General features: G+C 54.4%; 11 protein-coding genes. All 11 read left to right on the plus strand.

Annotated elements, in window-relative coordinates; genetic code table 11:
* Positions 1-291: 291 nt before the first annotated feature.
* The 11 genes from ACPV3A_RS22255 to ACPV3A_RS22305 all read left to right on the plus strand — a co-directional run bounded on the left by ACPV3A_RS22255 (position 292) and on the right by ACPV3A_RS22305 (position 17,317).
* A complete protein-coding gene (locus ACPV3A_RS22255; RefSeq protein ID WP_426201192.1) occupies positions 292-1,539 on the plus strand; it encodes an alpha-L-fucosidase in 1,248 nt (415 codons plus the stop codon).
* Between the two features lie 115 nt (positions 1,540-1,654).
* Positions 1,655-4,771 (plus strand): glycoside hydrolase, encoded by a 3,117-nt coding sequence (locus tag ACPV3A_RS22260; RefSeq protein ID WP_426201194.1) that lies wholly within the window; start codon positions 1,655-1,657, stop codon positions 4,769-4,771.
* A gap of 300 nt (positions 4,772-5,071) precedes the next feature.
* On the plus strand, positions 5,072-7,363 hold the full coding sequence (locus ACPV3A_RS22265; protein ID WP_426201196.1) for a glycoside hydrolase family 3 N-terminal domain-containing protein: 2,292 nt from the start codon (positions 5,072-5,074) through the stop codon (positions 7,361-7,363).
* 110 nt (positions 7,364-7,473) lie between these two features.
* Positions 7,474-9,342 (plus strand): sensor histidine kinase, encoded by a 1,869-nt coding sequence (locus tag ACPV3A_RS22270; RefSeq protein ID WP_426201198.1) that lies wholly within the window; start codon positions 7,474-7,476, stop codon positions 9,340-9,342.
* Positions 9,308-10,999: a response regulator transcription factor gene (locus ACPV3A_RS22275; RefSeq protein ID WP_426201200.1), complete on the plus strand. Its 1,692-nt coding sequence runs from the start codon at positions 9,308-9,310 to the stop codon at positions 10,997-10,999. The genes ACPV3A_RS22270 and ACPV3A_RS22275 overlap by 35 nt, the downstream gene beginning before the upstream one ends.
* A 94-nt stretch (positions 11,000-11,093) precedes the next feature.
* Complete coding sequence (locus ACPV3A_RS22280) at positions 11,094-12,779, plus strand: extracellular solute-binding protein (protein WP_426201202.1); 1,686 nt, start codon at positions 11,094-11,096, stop codon at positions 12,777-12,779.
* Between the two features lie 113 nt (positions 12,780-12,892).
* Positions 12,893-13,792, plus strand: a complete 900-nt coding sequence (locus ACPV3A_RS22285; RefSeq protein WP_220684415.1) for an ABC transporter permease — start codon at positions 12,893-12,895, stop codon at positions 13,790-13,792.
* Positions 13,793-13,809: 17 nt separating this feature from the next.
* Complete coding sequence (locus ACPV3A_RS22290; RefSeq protein WP_426201205.1) at positions 13,810-14,601, plus strand: carbohydrate ABC transporter permease; 792 nt, start codon at positions 13,810-13,812, stop codon at positions 14,599-14,601.
* 152 nt (positions 14,602-14,753) lie between these two features.
* The gene (locus tag ACPV3A_RS22295; RefSeq protein ID WP_339294504.1) at positions 14,754-15,230 is read left to right on the plus strand and encodes a DinB family protein; all 477 of its coding nucleotides are present in this window, start codon (positions 14,754-14,756) and stop codon (positions 15,228-15,230) included.
* 518 nt (positions 15,231-15,748) lie between these two features.
* Positions 15,749-16,516 (plus strand): class I SAM-dependent methyltransferase, encoded by a 768-nt coding sequence (locus tag ACPV3A_RS22300; RefSeq protein WP_426201207.1) that lies wholly within the window; start codon positions 15,749-15,751, stop codon positions 16,514-16,516.
* Positions 16,517-16,645: 129 nt separating this feature from the next.
* Positions 16,646-17,317 (plus strand): HAD family hydrolase, encoded by a 672-nt coding sequence (locus ACPV3A_RS22305; protein WP_426201209.1) that lies wholly within the window; start codon positions 16,646-16,648, stop codon positions 17,315-17,317.
* The last annotated feature ends 134 nt before the right edge of the window (positions 17,318-17,451 follow it).

A 17,451-nucleotide genomic window follows, 5' to 3' on the forward strand; every position in this document is an offset into this window, starting at 1 on the left:
GCTTTTTTTTTTTGTGCACCGCCATGGAGCGTTCTGTTAAGAGTACCAAAGGAATTCCATGGAGATTCCTAGCGGATTCGAAAGTGATCAATGTTACCGTTTAGGACTTCAATTCTCCGATATTGGCCAAAATCAAAGTTTTCTCTCAAAAGTAAAGTGTTCAAGACAGGGATTCTCGGGCTAGAGTATAGGTCATAAGAAGCCTTGAGACTGCTCAAAGAGCCAGAAGCGTAATATCCATCAAGGCTGACCTCACGGCAAGAGCCGTGCAGAATAAGGAGGACGTTGTTCATGATCAAGCAAGCTCAAGCCATCCGGGAAGGCTGGCAGTGGTTTACGGAAAGCCGGTATGGCATGTTTATTCATTTCGGGCCATATGCCCAATACGGGCGCGGCGAGCAGGTACTGTTCCGGGAGCATTTGGACCAGGCCGAATACGCGCGGAAGGCCTGCGAGTGGAATCCGGTGTTTTTTGACGCCGAGCTATGGGCATACACCGCGCGCAAGGCGGGGATGAGATATGCCTGCTTAACGACGCGGCATCATGACGGGTATTGCCTGTGGGATACGGCCACGACGGATTATTCCAGCGCGAAGCAGGCGCCCGGCCGGGATCTGGTGCGCGAATTTACCGATGCGTTCCGGGCCCAAGGGCTTCGGGTCGGCTTATATTATTCCTGGATCGATTGGCGGATCCCGGCTTACTTCGACGGACCGGAGAAGGATCCCGAGGGCTGGGAGACGATGAAGCAGTATTTGCATGCCCAAGTGGAAGAGTTGGTCACGAAATACGGGCGCATCGATCATTTCTTTTTTGACGGGGTCTGGCCGCGAACCGCGGAGGACCTGGACAGCATCAAGCTGGTGGAGCGGATGAAGTCGATTCAGCCGGACATCCTGGTCAACAACCGTCTTGGACTGTCCGAGGAGGAGAAGCTGCATGCGGACGGCGGCGGCGGTTCGGGCGATTCTGAGGTGCTGGGCGACTTCGGCTCGCCGGAGCATGTCATCGTCCCGGATCAGAAGCGGCTGTGGGAATCCAGCCAGGTTACCACGTGGAGGCTGTGGGGATACACGAATGGCGAACGTTGGCGTCCGGCCGACGTTCTGCTCGACATGCTGTGCGAGTGCGCGGAAAAAGGGGGTACCGTGGGCGGCAATCTGCTGCTTAACGTCGGACCGCAGCCCGACGGACAGCTTCCGCCGGCCTTCGTAGAGCGGGCGCTGAAGATCGGGGAGTGGCTGGACGTTCACGGCGAGGCCATCTACGGCTCCGACGGAGGGAACCTCACCGAGTTCATCACCTATGGGCGGCAGACAATGAAAGACAACAAGCTGTATCTCATCATCCGCTTCTGGGATGGGAGGCCGGTGCTGAGGCTGGCGGATCTGGTGACGCCGGTATTACGGGTGACGCTGCTGACAACGGGACAGGAGCTGTCGACCAATGAATGGGGAGTGAACCGCCTCTGGACCGGCTCCGACCGAGCTGTTCCCGGTCATCCGCATCGAATGCGAGGAGCGGCCGCAGACCAATGAATGGGGAGTGAACCGCCTCTGGACCGGCGACCCTTCCCGGATTGCCGACTGGGCTCGAACGCGCGGAACATCCGTATACGTCGACGGCAAGCCGCGGACGAGAAAGGAGTAAGCGATGAGAACGCTGGTATTTTACGACGAGCATTTTCCTTACGAAGGCGAACGTCCGTCCGCAGAGGCACTGGAGCGATTGCGGGAATGGGCGGTGGTCGCCGGTGCCGCGGATGTGGCTGAGCGGCTGACGGAAGGCGGCTGGGACACACTGATTCATCTGCACGGGTCGTACTTCCCGAAAGCGGCTTGGGCAGCCATCGAAGGCCACCTGAAGGCCGGCGGCGGTCTGGTTCATGCCGGGGGCGTGCCTTTCCGCAGGCCGGTTCGAGAGCTGAACGGAAGCTGGCATGCCGAACGCGAGCAGCTGGCTTATCATCAGCGAATGGATATCCATGATGCGCTGGCGGTTGACGTATCGCGCGTCCGGGAGTTGAAGGCCTCCGCCGAATTTCCGATCCTGCAGGGGCGCGAGGAGCTGTTCGGCATGGAGCCGACCTGGGGCTTGACGCTGCACCCGACCAAAGCGAGCGACATTCCGGCCGAGATGGGGGCATGCGGTCCGATGGACGCCGTCATCTCACCGCTCCTGATCGGCGTGGACCGTGATCGACGCGAGCGGTCCGCACCGGTCGTCATGCTGGAGCAGCATAAGGGCGATTATGCCGGGGGGCGCTGGATTCTGATCAACCAGCAGCTGAGGGCATCGTTCTGGGAGTCTAAAGGGATGGACGTTCTGAAGGATCTGGCCGAATACGCGGGAACAGGCGTGACGGAGCTTTGGTTGAAGCCGAACTATGCCTCCTACGAGCCGGGCGAGCAGATGTGGTTGACGATCCAGCTGCAGACGCTGTCCCGGACGTCCGCTCCGGCGCAGACCTGGCAATTTGCAGTGAGTGTTATCAAGGAAGACAACGGCGAGACCGTCTGGACCGGACACGAGAAGTCGGAAGCCGGCATGCAGCAGCGGGATCTGCAGCAGCTTCGCTTGTCCGTACCCGTACGGCTCGAGGCGGGCTTGTACCGGATCGTTTGCGAAGCCGAGTCCGATTCCGGGGAGCGCCGCACCCTGACCCAGGCGGTATGGGGCGTCGATCGTCCGCTGCTGCAGGCGGGAGAGCGGCTGGAATGCGGGCGTGATTACTTCCGCCGCGGCTGGCGGACGGTTCCGATCGTTGGCATGACGTACATGACCTCCGACGTCGCGCGCAAATTCCTTCATCTGCCGAACGTGCAGCGTTGGGATGCGGATATGGCGGAGATGAAGCGGGCAGGAATCAACCTGATCCGGACGGGCATATGGACGGGTTACCGGATGATCATGTTTGCCGACGGCCATGCGGCCGAGGACGTCATGCGGGCGATCGATGCCTTTATCCTGACAGCCAAGCGGCATGAGCTGGAAGTGACGTTTACGTTCTTCTCGTTTGCGCCCGAAGCCTGGGAAGGAGTGAACCCCTATCTGGATCCGAGATCGGTGGAGGCGCAAAAGCGCTTCGTCGCCTCCATCGTCGGACGTCACAGGGGCACGACCAACGTGCATTGGGACCTGATCAACGAGCCTTCGCTGTTCGATCCGAAGCGAATCTTCGAGGGGCCTGTATCGATCGGAGATCGGTTCGAACGCAAGGCCTGGTCCGAGTGGCTGCGGCAGCGACACGGGGATGATCTGGCGCTGCTTCAGGAGCGCTGGAACATGACGCCGGGCGAGCTGCCTTCATTCGAGTCGGCGCCTGCGCCCAGTCCGGACGACAAGCTGTTCAACAGCGTACTGCAGCCGAAGAAGTGGGGACCGTGGATCGATTTCACGCTGTTCACCATGGACATGCATAATCGCTGGGCGTCCGAGCTTATCGGCACCATTCGCCGCTCCGATCCCCGCCAGCTGGTAACGGTCGGGCAGGATGAGGGCATCTGCTCCCAGCGCCCGTCGCCTTCGTTCTATGGTCCCGCCGTCGATTACACGACGGTCCACTCCTGGTGGCAGAACGATCACCTGGCTTGGGACGGCATATTTACGAAAACGCCGGACAAGCCGAATCTGATTCAGGAGACCGGCATCATGCACGTCCAGCGTCCGGACGGCATTGCCAAGCGGACGGAGGAAGAGCTTCGCAGCATCCTGGAGCGGAAGTACGCGTATTCATTTTCGACCGGGGGCGCGGGTGCCGTACAGTGGATTTGGAATATTAACTACTTCATGGATAATGCCAACGAATCCAACATCGGGGCGCTTCGAGCGGACGGAACGCAGAAGCCCGAAGCCGATGTGTCCTATGACTTCGGGCGCTTCATGAAGGAAGCAGCCGGCCTGTTCGACGATGAACGTCAGCTGGAGGATATCGCCGTCGTTTACCCGTATTCGAATGATTTTTCCAGCCGCAAGCTGGCTTACGAAGCGACGACGAGGGCCATGCGCGCATTGACATTCGGTATGAACGTCCATCCGCGGGGCATCGGCGAATATCAGCTGGGGGACCTGAAACGCTATCCGGCGAAGCTGATCATCGTGCCGAGCGCGCATAATTTCGACGATGCCGCGTTTGCCCAGCTCCTCGACTTGGCAAGGGAAGGGAGCACGGTATTGTGGACAGGTCCGCTTCGCACCGATGCATATTGGGGGCCGGCGCCGCATCGCCTGCAGCAGGAGATCGGTGAAACCGTCCATGCCAACGTTCTTCGGGAAGAAACGCTGGAGCTCGCGGGAGAGCATTTCGCCGTTTCGTTCGGCGAGCGGAAGATTAACGCGCTGGCGGTAGATCGTCCGGCGGGCCGGTTGGATGGGACGCTAGCACCCGTCACGGTGAGCTTGGGATCGGGACGGTTCATCTGGTGCCCGCTCCCGGTCGAGATGAACGAGCGCTGGGAGCCGATCCAGGCGCTGTATGCGGAAGCTATCCGCTCCGCAGCCGTTTCGCCTGAGCTGGAATGGCTGAAGGGAGGCGAGCTTCCGGGCATCTACGGCCGCAAGCTGGCGTTCGGACAAGGAAGCTTGTACGTCTTCGTCTCCGAGCATGGGGCAAGCGCAGAGATCGAGGTAAAGGACCCGGCAACCGGAAAGGTCTATGCCTTCGAATTGGAGCGGGAGCGGACCGTGATGTTTACGACCGATGCCGGGGGACAAGTGCAGACGGTTTACCGGCCGGAGGAGGTCCGCATCCGGCAGAGTCAACCAAGTTGAAGCGTGCTCGCCCATGAAAAGGTTGAAAGAGAGTTCTTCCTGTTGACCTGGATCGTTCCGGCGCGGAGCAGCCTCTGCATGATACACATAGAGGGAGGTTCTCCGGCCGATCGGATCGTGCCGGAGAGCCTTTTTCTTCAATCGGAAATTTCGGCAGGGCTGCTGCTTTGGCGATATTGGCGTTGAAGACAATAGGAAATCGCCTTAAATCCGAACCCTAATAGGATGCGGGAACATTCATCGAACGGTTGCATGTAATCAGTAAGAACGAATTAAACAGGAAAAGAAAGGGGGTGCGCCATGGACTATAAGGACGTTGCATGGCCGGTTTCGCGGCGGGTCGAGGACTTGCTGGAGCGGATGACGGTCGAGGAAAAAATCGGACAGCTGATCCAGCCGTTCGGTTGGAAAGCTTACATAAGGAACGACGACGGCACGATCAAGCTAACCGAGGAGTTCAAGTCGCAGCTTGCGGAGGGAGGAATCGGTTCCTTGTATGGTACGCTGCGGGCCGATCCCTGGACCGGAGTGACGCTGACGAACGGACTGTCCCCGCGGGAAGGGGCAGAAGCGGTTAATGCGATTCAGCGTTATGCGATGGAGCACTCGCGGCTTGGGATTCCGATTTTGTTCGGGGAAGAATGCTCCCACGGACATATGGCAATCGGGGCGACGGTGTTCCCCGTACCGCTCACGATCGGAAGCACCTGGAACACGGAGCTGTTCCGCAGCATAAGCCGCGCCGTTGCCGCCGAGACAAGAGCTCAGGGGGGAGCGGCCACCTATTCGCCGGTGCTGGACGTGGTACGGGATCCCCGGTGGGGGCGTACCGAAGAAACCTTCGGCGAGGACCCCCATTTGGTGGCCGAATTCGCGGTTGCCGCCGTGCAGGGACTGCAAGGCGAGCGCCTTGATTCACATATCAGCCTGCTGGCTACGCTGAAGCATTTCGCAGGCTACGGCGCTTCCGAAGGGGGACGCAACGGGGCCCCCGTCCACATAGGACAACGGGAGCTTCACGAAGTCGATCTGCTGCCGTTCCGCAAAGCCGTTGAAGCGGGTGCCTTGTCGGTCATGACGGCCTATAATGAAATCGACGGAGTCCCCTGCACGTCCAGCCGGTACCTGCTGCAAGATGTACTTCGCGAGGCGTGGGGCTTTGACGGCTTCGTCATTACCGATTGCGGCGCGATCCATATGTTAGCATGCGGTCACAATACGGCCGGATCGGGCGTGGAGGCGGCGGCCCAGGCGCTGAAGGCCGGTGTCGACATGGAGATGTCAGGGACCATGTTCCGGGCACATCTTCACCAAGCGCTGGAGCAAGGGCTGATCACTGAAGACGATCTGAATATGGCAGCCGGACGCGTGTTGGAGCTGAAGTTTCGTCTGGGACTCTTTGATCGGCCTTATGTAGATCCAGCCTGGGCAGAGCAGGTCATAGGCTGCAACGAGCATACCGCACTAGCCTACCATGCAGCGGCTGAAGGCATCGTGCTCCTGAAGAACGAGGGGGGCCTGCTGCCTCTGGATTCGAGCAGCGGAACCATTGCCGTCATTGGCCCCAACGCCCATGCGCCGTACCATCAGCTTGGCGATTATACCTCCCCCCAGCAGCCGGGGCAGATCGTAACGGTGCTGGACGGCATCCGCCGACGGCTGGGAGACAGCCGCGTTCTATATGCCCCGGGCTGCCGTATTCAAGGCGATTCAAGGGAAGGGTTCCCTCACGCGCTGGCGTGCGCGGAACAGGCCGATGTCATCGTAATGGTGCTTGGCGGCTCCAGCGCACGGGATTTCGGGGAGGGTACCATCGATCTGAGAACTGGTGCCTCGGTCGTGACCGGGCATGCAAAGAGCGATATGGAATGCGGGGAAGGCATTGACCGCTCGACCCTGACGCTGATGGGCGTGCAACTGGAGCTGCTGCAGGAGCTCCATAAGCTCGGAAAGCCCGTGATTGTTGTCTATATCAACGGACGGCCGATTACAGAGCCGTGGATCGACGAGCACATCCCTTCCATCGTGGAAGCCTGGTATCCCGGCCAAGAGGGAGGCAGCGCCATTGCGGACATGCTGTTTGGCGATATCAACCCGTCCGGCCGTCTGCCGCTGTCCATTCCGAAGGAGGTTGGCCAGCTGCCGGTCAATTACAATGCCAGACGGACTCGGGGCAAGCGTTACCTGGAGACGGATCTAGCGCCGCGCTATCCGTTCGGCTTCGGTTTAAGCTATACGGAATTCCGTTACGGCCGTCTGACGGTTGAGCCGGCCGTCGTTCCCATAGGCGGCGAAGCCACGGTCCGGATCGACGTGACCAACGCGGGAGCACGGGACGGCTCGGAAGTTGTTCAGTTCTACGTCTCGGATCTGGCCGCTTCCGTTACCCGTCCCGAGAAGGCCTTGAAAGGGTTCCGAAAGGTGTTCCTGAAGGCCGGGGAGACGCAGGAAGTAACGTTCACCATCGGCAGCGAGCAGTTGGAAATGATCGGTCTTGACCTGAAGCCGGTGGTGGAGCCCGGCGAGTTCCGCATTCAGGTCGGTCCCGACTCGACGAGAGGAGAGATCGCAAGCTTGATGGTGGAAGGCTAACCGGTCCGTCCCACCCAGACATAAAGAATCTTAACGATACAGGTTCAACCCGGCGAAAGCGGATATCCCGAAGTTGTCGGACGTCCTCGCTTTAGCCGGGCTAACCGGTCGTGAACAATCGTGTAACCGTTATGGTCCGTTTTTATTCTGTTCATCGGTTAGGCGAAGCGATCATGGTAACGAAGTGGAGGCAAACGATGAAGCTGCTGTGGTTCAAATCGATTTATCCCAAAATCGTGGCCGGCTTTTTGTTGGCCATTATGCCGGTTTACGCCGCTGCCCTGTACATGAACGAGTCCGGGCTTGCGAGCGTGGAGCAGGAAATTACCCAGTCCTTGAATGCGAGAACTAATTTTTTCATGCGCACGCTGGAGCAGGAGCTGCGATCGACGGTGCTGCTGATGAACGATTTGTCGCAGGACTCCGACCTGCAAAAGCTGAGTACCATCGCGCCCGCCATGAGCCGTTCCGAATATTTTCAGGCGATCAACCGCCTCCAGGGCAAAATGCGGCTGCTGCAAAGCTCCAATCAATACGTTCAGGAGGCCAAAACTTATATTCCGCTGATTGAGAAAACGATTGAACAGGTGTCATACGAAGGAGCCATGCCGCCGGAGCAGATGAAGGCGCTTGAGGAGCATCCCGATCGGGTCATTTTCGAATGGAAGAACAAGCTTCTGTTGGGGATGGTATACCCGGAACGATTGCGAAACGGCAATCCGCCTAATTTTGCGATTGCGGCGGAGCTCTCCGTTCCGAAAATGCAAACGGCGCTCCTACAGCTGGCCACGGGGGACGGGGGGGCCGTTCTCATCGGCGTGGACAACAGCTGGGTCCTGACTCAGGAGGATGGAGGCGGAATCGGTCCGCGGTTGGCCGAGCACATTGATTTGGAAGCGCTAACAACCACCGAATTTTCGAAGCTTCCCTACAACACGAAGGTAAAGGCGGATGGGGCCAACTATTGGGTTAGCGTGGAGCGCTCCGCCTTTTTGAATGCCGACCTGGTGGTGTATGTGCCCGAAGCCGAATTTCTGGGCCCGCTCGGAAAATACCGCATGATCTTTTTCGGGCTGTCGGGCTTCTCCCTGCTGGTGGTTATTCTGTTCTCGGGCTGGATCTACAGCCGGATTCATCAGCCGCTTCAGCGGATGGTGAGGGCATTCCGCAACATCGATTTCGACAGTCCCCGGGTGGAGCTGCGCCATAAGCATCATGACGAGTTCCACTATCTGTACGAGCAGTTTAACCATATGGTGAAGCGCCTGCAGGTGCTGATCCACGAAGTGTTTGAGCAGAAAATCCGCTCGCAGCGTTCCGAGCTGAAGCAGCTCCAATCCCAGATCAACCCTCATTTTTTATATAACAGTTTCTTTACGCTTCATCAGATGGGAGAGATGCAGGATTATGAGAATATCGTTCGTTTTACGAGTCATTTGGGGGAATATTTCAGGTTCATCACCCGCAACGCAGCCGACGAAGTTTCGTTGAAGGCGGAAGTGGGGCATGCCAAGGCTTATGTGGACATTCAGTCCATCCGTTTCCATAACCGGATATCCGCTTATTGGGATGACATCCCCGGTGATTGGGAGCAATTGGACGTTCCGCTGCTCATTCTGCAGCCCTTAATCGAAAATGCATACGAGCACGGACTTGAGGAGAAGGAAGCGGATGGGCAAATCCAAGTGACCATGGCCGCTGAACGGCATGTCCTGCATATCATCGTGGAGGATAACGGGGAGACGTTGACGGACGAAAAGCTGCGGAACCTGCAATCCATGATCGCGAATTCGGACGTAAAAGGAGAGATCACCGGTTTATCCAACGTGCATCGACGCCTTCGTTTAAAATTCGGGCCTGCGGGTGGATTGGCCTTTTCGAGAAGCCGGTTAGGCGGTTTGAGAATCGATATGGCACTGCCAAAGCAAGAAAGGAGCGGGATGGATGAAGAGCAGGTACAGAATACTGATCGTGGATGACGAACCTTTTATCGTAAACGGGCTTGCGGAATTGTGCCTTGGCGCGGAATTTCTAGAGCTTGAGGTGTATAAGGCTTATTCCTCATCGGAGGCCTTGAGCTGGCTAAAACGGGCGAAAATGGACATCGTTTTGTCGGATATCAAAATGCCGGGGTTAAACGGTCTTGCCCTGCAAAAGGAAATATCCAGACAGTGGCCCCGTTGCAAAGTGATTTTTTTGACCGGATACGACGACTTTTCTTATATCCAGGAGGCCACACGGCAAGGAAGCGTCGATTACGTTCTTAAGGCAGAGGGAAACGATGCTGTGCTGAGCGCGATCGAGAAGACCGTGGAGCTGCTTGACCAGGAGATGAAAGAGGGCAGTCTGATTGCCAAAGCGAGGGAGAATATGCGCATGGCGCTGCCGTTTTTACAGCAGCAGTACGTGCTGGAGCTGATGCAAAAAGCACCTTGTCCTATTCGGCGGGAGGAGCTGGAGCAGCGCTTTGCGGAGCTGGAGATGAAGCTGGATCCCGGCAAGTCTTGCCTGCTGCTGTTATGCAGGCTAGACGGCTGGCAAAGGCAAGACGGTCCATCGGCCCAATCGCTGATGCTGTACGCGGTCCAGAACATCATCGGCGAGCTGCTCGGCCCGATGACCGACGGCATGGCCGTGGAGTTCGGCAGGGCCAAGATGATCTGGATTTTGCAGCACAAAGAGGAGGGGGAGGAGAATCCGGAGGAGGTTGGAGGACCGGCGGCGGAACGGGTCCAGCGTTTTGTCCACGGGATGCTGGAACAAATTCAGGACGTTTGCAAAACGCTTTTGAAATTGAAGACTTCGTTTGCCATGGCTGGCGAGTGGGTTGATTGGGAACGGCTGCCTGACAAATTCGAATCACTGAAGCAGCTGCTGGACAGCGGCCTCGGGATCGGCCACGAATCTCTGTTGACCGAAGCCGGTGAGCGTAACCGCCCGGATCGCATGGGGAATTTTCTGGGGCGCTCTCGCTCGCATCTGAAGCGGATGGAGCTGCTGCGCGGCTGTCTAGACAATGGGGACCGGGAGGAGTTCATGCAGCTGTTGCATGAGGTGACCGGTACCTCTTCCTTCCCGCCGGAGGTTGAATATTTGCTGAAGATGGAAGTGTATTACGGCCTGGTGTCCGTGATGATGCCGTCTCTGGTGGATATGGAAGCTCTCTGCCAGAACGTGGAAGGAGAAGGGGCGGTGGATTATATCACATTGACTCATCTGGAGGAGCATGACTCCTGGACGGAGGCGGCCGAATATTTCGAAAGGCTGGCGGACATTATCTTCAACCGGAAAGAGCAGGGGAAGCAGGATCAGCAGCATGAGGTGATTGCCAAAGTTCAACGGTATATCGAGGATCACTTAAGCGGCGACCTGTCTTTGACGCAAATCGGGGAGGCCGTGGGACACAACCCTTCGTATTTGTCCAGATTGTACAAACAAGTGACCGGTGAGGGCCTGTCCGAGTCGATTAATGCGGCACGGCTGGCCAAAGCGAAGCAGCTGCTGAAGGAGACAACGGACAAAATCCATGTCATCGCCGCTGCGGTGGGTTTCAGTTCTCCGCCGTATTTTTACCGCTTTTTCAAAAAAACGACCCATTTGACGCCGCAGGAATACAGAGAACTGCACAACATGTAAAGAGAAGATATCAAAGTAAAGAGCTTAAAGTAGATAGCTCTTTTTTTGTTCCCTTATACTCTAAACAAACATCGAATTCAAGGAGGTCGCAAACATGAAGAGAAATAAGATCTTGTCCGTATTGTGGATCAGTATGCTGGCTTTCGTGTTTATTTTAAGCGCTTGCAGCAGCAAAGGGGAAGGAGGCGGAGGCAGCGCGGCTGGTTCATCCACCGATAGCGAAGCCACGGCCTTGGAGCCGGGCGACCCGTTCGGCAAGTATGATCCCCCCATTCAGCTGGATGCCGTCCGGTTCGTGGGAGAAGAAGTGAAGTTCCCGTCCGGACAGGATATTAAAAACAACGTGTGGACCGACCTATATAAGGAAATGGGCATCAACCTCAATTATAAATGGGTGGTGACGGGCCAGGAGCAGTATGAATCCAAAATGAATATCGCGATTGCTTCGAACGACCTCCCGGATATCATGCAGGTGACGCCGGAGCAGCTGCGCCAGCTTGCGGACGCCGGGCAATTGGCGGACTTGACGCCCGCTTTCGAGAATTACGCCAGCGATGACCTGAAGCAGGTCATGGAGATCGAGAAAAACGCTCTCCCTTCCGCGACGTTTGACGGCAAGCTGTTGGCGATCCCGTCCACCCAGCCGGTCATCGGCGGCTCGGCTCCGCTGCTGTGGGTCCGGGAGGATTGGATGGAGAAGCTGAATCTGCCTGAACCGAACACGATGGATGACCTTGTGGCCATAGCGGAGGCGTTTGCCAAGCAGGATCCGGACGGGAACGGCAAGGCCGATACCTACGGACTTGCGCTGACCAAGGATATCGGATTAAACAGCTCTTCGGTAGGTTTCTTTAACGGCTTCGGCGGTTTCCCGCAAATTTGGATCGAAGACGCAGAGGGGCAATTGCAGTTCGGCAGCATTCAGCCGGAGATGAAGGAAGCGCTGGCCAAGCTGCAGGACATGTTCAAGAACAAACTGATCGACCCGGAGTTCGGCGTAAAGGACACCGTAAAGGTCTTTGAAACCGTGACCACCCACAAAATCGGCATGCTGATCGGACCCAGCTGGTATCCGGCATGGCCTTTCTGGGACATGGTGAAAGAAGATGAATCGGTGAATTGGAAGTCCTACCCGATCCCGTCATTGGAAGGCGGTCCGGCGACGGTGCAGATGCCTTTTGCCGTATCCCAATATTACGTGGTCAAAAAGGGGTACGAGCATCCCGAGGTCATCGTCAAGTTGGCTAACCAGTATTATGAGAAGCTGTACAGCGACAATGCGGAATTTGACAAGTACGGTCAAATCATCGAAGACGGCGTATCCATCGGGGTCAACAAATATTCGCTGGTTGAGGTCGTCAATCCGAACAAAGACCTGATCCGGCAGGAGGAGCTGGCCAAAGCGCTGGAATCCGAAAGCGACGCGGACATCACCAGCGCCGAAACGAAAATCATGTTCAAGGAGTTCCAGGAATATCTCGCAGGCAACAATCCGATGGGCTGGTCCGGCTATGCCGCCAATGGGCCGGAAGGCTCCATGAAGCAGCTTCGCGATTTGAACGATGCGGGCAAAGTCATTTCGAACGGTTATGTCGGCGCTCCGACCGAGACCATGGCGGATAAAAAAGCGACGCTCGACCGGCTGGAGCAGGAAACGTTCATCAAAATCATTTTGGGCGAGGCAAGCATCGACGCCTTTGATGAGTTCGTGGCCAATTGGAAGAAGCTCGGCGGCGACAAGATTACGGAAGAAGTTAATGCATGGAAGGCCGCCAGATAAAAGGGGTCCGGCTAACGGGAACAGGGGAGGGAGGTTTCTGACACCCGCCCCTGTTCTCATTTCACCACCTGCTGAGGCGAATGGGATACACATTGACAGACAGGAGGATCGCCATGTTAAGCAAAAAATTTCGGCGGCAGTGGCCGCTTCATCTGATGATCTTGCCCGGCATCGTCATCGTGCTGATTTACAGCTATTGGCCGATGATCGGCATCGCCATGGCCTTTCAGAAATTCGTTCCGTTCAAAGGCCTTTTCGGCTCGGATTGGATCGGGCTGGACAATTTCCGCTATGTGTTCGATCTGCCGGAAACCGGCCAAATCATTTGGAATACGGTGTTTATCGCCTTCATGAAAATCATCGGAGGATTGGTCGTGCCGATCCTGGTAGCCCTGCTGCTGAATGAGCTGAGGAACGAGCTGATCAAACGCGGCGTGCAGACGCTTGTATATTTGCCGCATTTTTTATCGTGGGTCATCCTTGGGGGAATCTTTATCGACATCTTGTCGCCGACGAACGGGATCGTGAACCAGATTTTGGGCTGGTTCGGTATCGAGCCGATTTTTTTCCTGGGCAGCAACCAATGGTTTCCTTATACCCTCGTCATAACGGACATCTGGAAGGAATTCGGCTTTAGCACCATCGTCTATTTGGCAGCGTTAACCTCCATCAATCCTTCCCTGTATGAGGCGGCTACGGTTGATGGCGCCAACCGCTGGAAACAGACCTGGCACATCACGCTTCCCGGCATGATGCCGATCATCATTTTGCTAGCGACCCTCTCGCTTGGGAATGTGCTGAATGCCGGTTTTGATCAGGTATTCAACTTGTACAGCCCGCAGGTCTATGAGAGCGGGGATATTTTGGATACGTTTATTTACCGGATCGGCATGCAGGGTGCCCAGTATGGGGTGGCCACGGCGATCGGCTTGTTCAAATCCTTGATCTCGTTCGTCTTTATCGTGACGTCCTACGCCCTGGCATCCAAGTTCGCCAATTACAGAATATTTTAGGAAGGAAGGTGTCCCGTATGCATAAACCGTCACTCAGCCGCAAATTTTTTCTTGGCTTCAACTACGCTTTTCTGATCGGTCTGGGGCTGCTCTGCTTTCTTCCCATCGTTCATATTCTGGCGGTTTCCCTCAGCTCCAAAGGCGCGGCGACGGCGGGGATCGTGAAGCTGTGGCCCGTTGATTTTACGCTTAGCTCCTATCAGTACGTGCTGAACAAACCGCAATTTATGGTAGCGATGTGGGTCACCGTGCAGCGTGTCGTTCTCGGGACCGGGATCAGTATGCTGCTAACCCTGCTCATCGCTTATCCCCTGTCGAAGGAACCACGGGATTTTAAATTTCGCACGCAATATGCCTGGTTGGTCGTCCCGGGTGCTGTAGCAGTGTTCAACGTGATTTTGCTGCTCAATTTTTTTCGCGGCCTGCCCAAGGAACTGGAGGAATCCTGCTTCATTGACGGCGGGAGCTACATCACCAGCCTGTGGAAAATATACGCGCCGCTGTCGCTGCCGGCCATGGCTACCGTTACGCTGTTTACGATCGTCGGCCAATGGAACGAATGGTTTGACGGACTGTTACTGATGAATTCTCCGGAAAAATACCCGTTGTCGAGTTATCTTCAGACCGTTATCGTACAGACCAACCTGACGTCGATCAATGCAGACGATGCCGCGGCCCTTTCCGAAGTATCCAACCGAACGTTTAAAGCCGCGCAAATATTTATCGGCTCACTGCCGATTCTGCTGCTGTATCCCTTTCTCCAGCGTTTTTTCGTCAAAGGTATCGTGCTTGGCAGCGTTAAAGAGTAATCTCGAATATGCGTTATGTTCGTTTGATCTCCGTGCCTGCTTTTTCGTTATATATGGTATAATTTTCTATCGAGGTGCTAGGAGATAGGTGCTAGGGCCAGCATCGTAAACTCAGACTTTCCGATAAAGCGATCAAGAGAGGAGAGAGCAGAATGAACGAAGCGTATCTTCAATTGTACGATTATCACATTTGGGCGAACGAAAGACTATGGAACCATCTGCAATCCTTGCCGGAAGGCGTGTTTCTCCAGGAAGTGAATCTGGGCTTCAAATCCATCGCCGAAGTCTTCGGTCACCTTGCGGCTGCGGAGGAAGTTTGGTTTGCCCGGATCAAGGAGGAAAGCCCTCCGTCGCTTGCCGCGAGACCGTTCGCGAATTTGGAAGCAGCTTATCAATACATGAGCCGGCTCCAAACCGAGCACCATGAATATTTAGCGTCGGTTGGCGATATGGGGAAGGTTGTGACTTACCACAACACAGCGGGTGAGGCATTTCAGAATTCGATTTCGGAGATTCTCCAGCAGGTCGTAAATCATGGAACCTATCATAGAGGCAATATCACGACCATGCTTCGGCATTTGGGACACAAAGGGTTAATAACGGATTATATTGCCTTTTTAAGAGCGTAGCATAAACGCACCAAATATAGGGGACTTCCTGCTGACATGATCTCATGAGCCGGGGAGTCCTTTTGCTGCTTTTTACCAAATAGAAATTAGGATGTAAAATAGAATATATGCCTTGGGAATCGTTTTAAGTAGAGATTATTTATAAATATAATGGGTATAGTTCTTCCTGCGACTCTCTTATATGATGTAAGGAATGCCTCTAAAGAAATAGATTCTACTAGAACGAGAAAAAACACGGCGGCAATCCCATACGATTCACTCGCTTCACCTAACATGGGGATTAAGGGTTCAAACTGTACGATCCAAAATCGTTGAAGGTACAACCATACCGGTGTGATTTGCAACGGAGGGCAGTACTTTAATATTGATGTAGATATTTATGATGTAGGCGATATGGATACTAAAGATTGGGATTATCAAAGAATCCTCTATCTACCGGATGAGAAAAGAGAAGTGTAATGATACTGCTATGGAGGGCATTAACAAGAAATCACATATAGAATGGAGAGTTTTATTCTATGTATAGTTTGTATGGAGAGCTGTGTACGGAAGTGTATGATCTGAGTAAACCATTAGGTTTCTCGTTTGGTGACGTGGAGTATTATTTAGAACGTCTGAAGGACGTACAAGGAAAGGTGCTGGAAGTCGGCTGTGGATCAGGGAGGGTGTTAATTCCGCTGCTTCAAGCAGGGATCGATATGGAAGGCGTGGATAATTCAACGGCTATGCTGGATTCTTGCAGAAGACGAGTCGAGGAATTGGGCCTAACAACTAAACTGTATGAAGACGAAATGCATAACTTTTCGTTGACGGATTCGTATGAGGCCATTATCATCCCTGCCGGATCCTTTCAATTAATAGAGGGTCGGGAGCAGGCTGTTACGGCACTGCGTCATTTTTATTCTCACTTGAGACCTGGTGGCAGATTAATTGTGGATTTGTTTATTCCTACTAATTTTGACGCGAATCACACCTCGACTAGGAGCTGGGAAACCTCCGATAACGCAGTCATCGTTCTGGAGGATAGACGTACGGAATGCAATCTGCTTGACCAGCGCATCGTCTCGATTCTGAAGTATGAAAAGTGGAAGGAAGGCCATTTGGTTCAGACCGAGCTGCAGCGGTTTCCTCTAAGTTGGTATGGATACCACGAATTTGAACTCATGCTAGAGAAGCAGGGATATGAAGAGATCACGAAGTCGGCTGACTATACATGGTTGAATAAACCTGTTAAAGCGGATCAGATGATTACGTTCGAGGCTAGGAAAGCTCCGATAGGGCGCTAGTAGAACTAGAGCCCTCGGGTGTTTATCCATAAGTGGCGGGGAAAGCCTGTGCAGGGATTAATTAGATTCAGTGAGGTGTTAGTACAGTCATATGAAGTGATGGAATTAGAACGTGAGGGAGGAATAACAGTGACAACCAAAGCGATTTTCCTCGACTTTTATGGGACTGTGGTTCATGAAGATGATGAGATCATTCCGTTAATATGCCAAAAAATCAAGGCGACTTCCTCTGAGGACTGTACCATTCAGGAAATAGGACAATACTGGTGGAAGTCCTTTTCAAACATGTTTCATGAAAGCTATGGGAAAAGCTTCGATAATCAAAGAAATCTGGGAAGAACATCTTTACGCGCGACGATAGACTACTTCAAATCGGATTGCATTGCAGAGGAGATCATTCAGGAGCAATTTGAGCATTGGCAAAAGCCAGGTATTTATGAAGATGCGCTCTCTTTTCTGAAGTCGTGTGAATTGCCCATATATATCATTTCTAATATTGATACATCGGATGTGATGGCAGCGATAAGGTTTCACGATTTAAAGGTCACTGGCGTGATCACTAGCGAAGATGTTAGGTCATATAAGCCTAGATCGGAAATATTTGCAGAAGCACTTAGAAGGTATGAGTTAAAGAATGCGGAGGTCCTGCATGTCGGGGATTCATTAACAAGTGATGTTGAGGGGGCTCAAGCATTGGGAATCCGAGCCGTTTGGATCAATCGCTTGAACAAAATAAGGCCAGATCATATACAGCCCGATTACATCATAAAGAAGCTGACGGAATTAGAAGGGATCATCTAGCGCGAAATATTTAAGAACGATAATGAATAGGAACGCTTGTGCGTAACCACAATGGAAGGTAGAGTAGAACATATCGTATGAATAAGAAAAATCATTCAGTCCGCCAACTCCGTTGAGCAGCTGCAACCTAGTGG

The sequence above is a fragment of the Paenibacillus sp. Dod16 genome, from assembly GCF_049893405.1.
In the GTDB taxonomy this organism is placed as follows: Bacteria; Bacillota; Bacilli; order Paenibacillales; family Paenibacillaceae; genus Paenibacillus_AQ.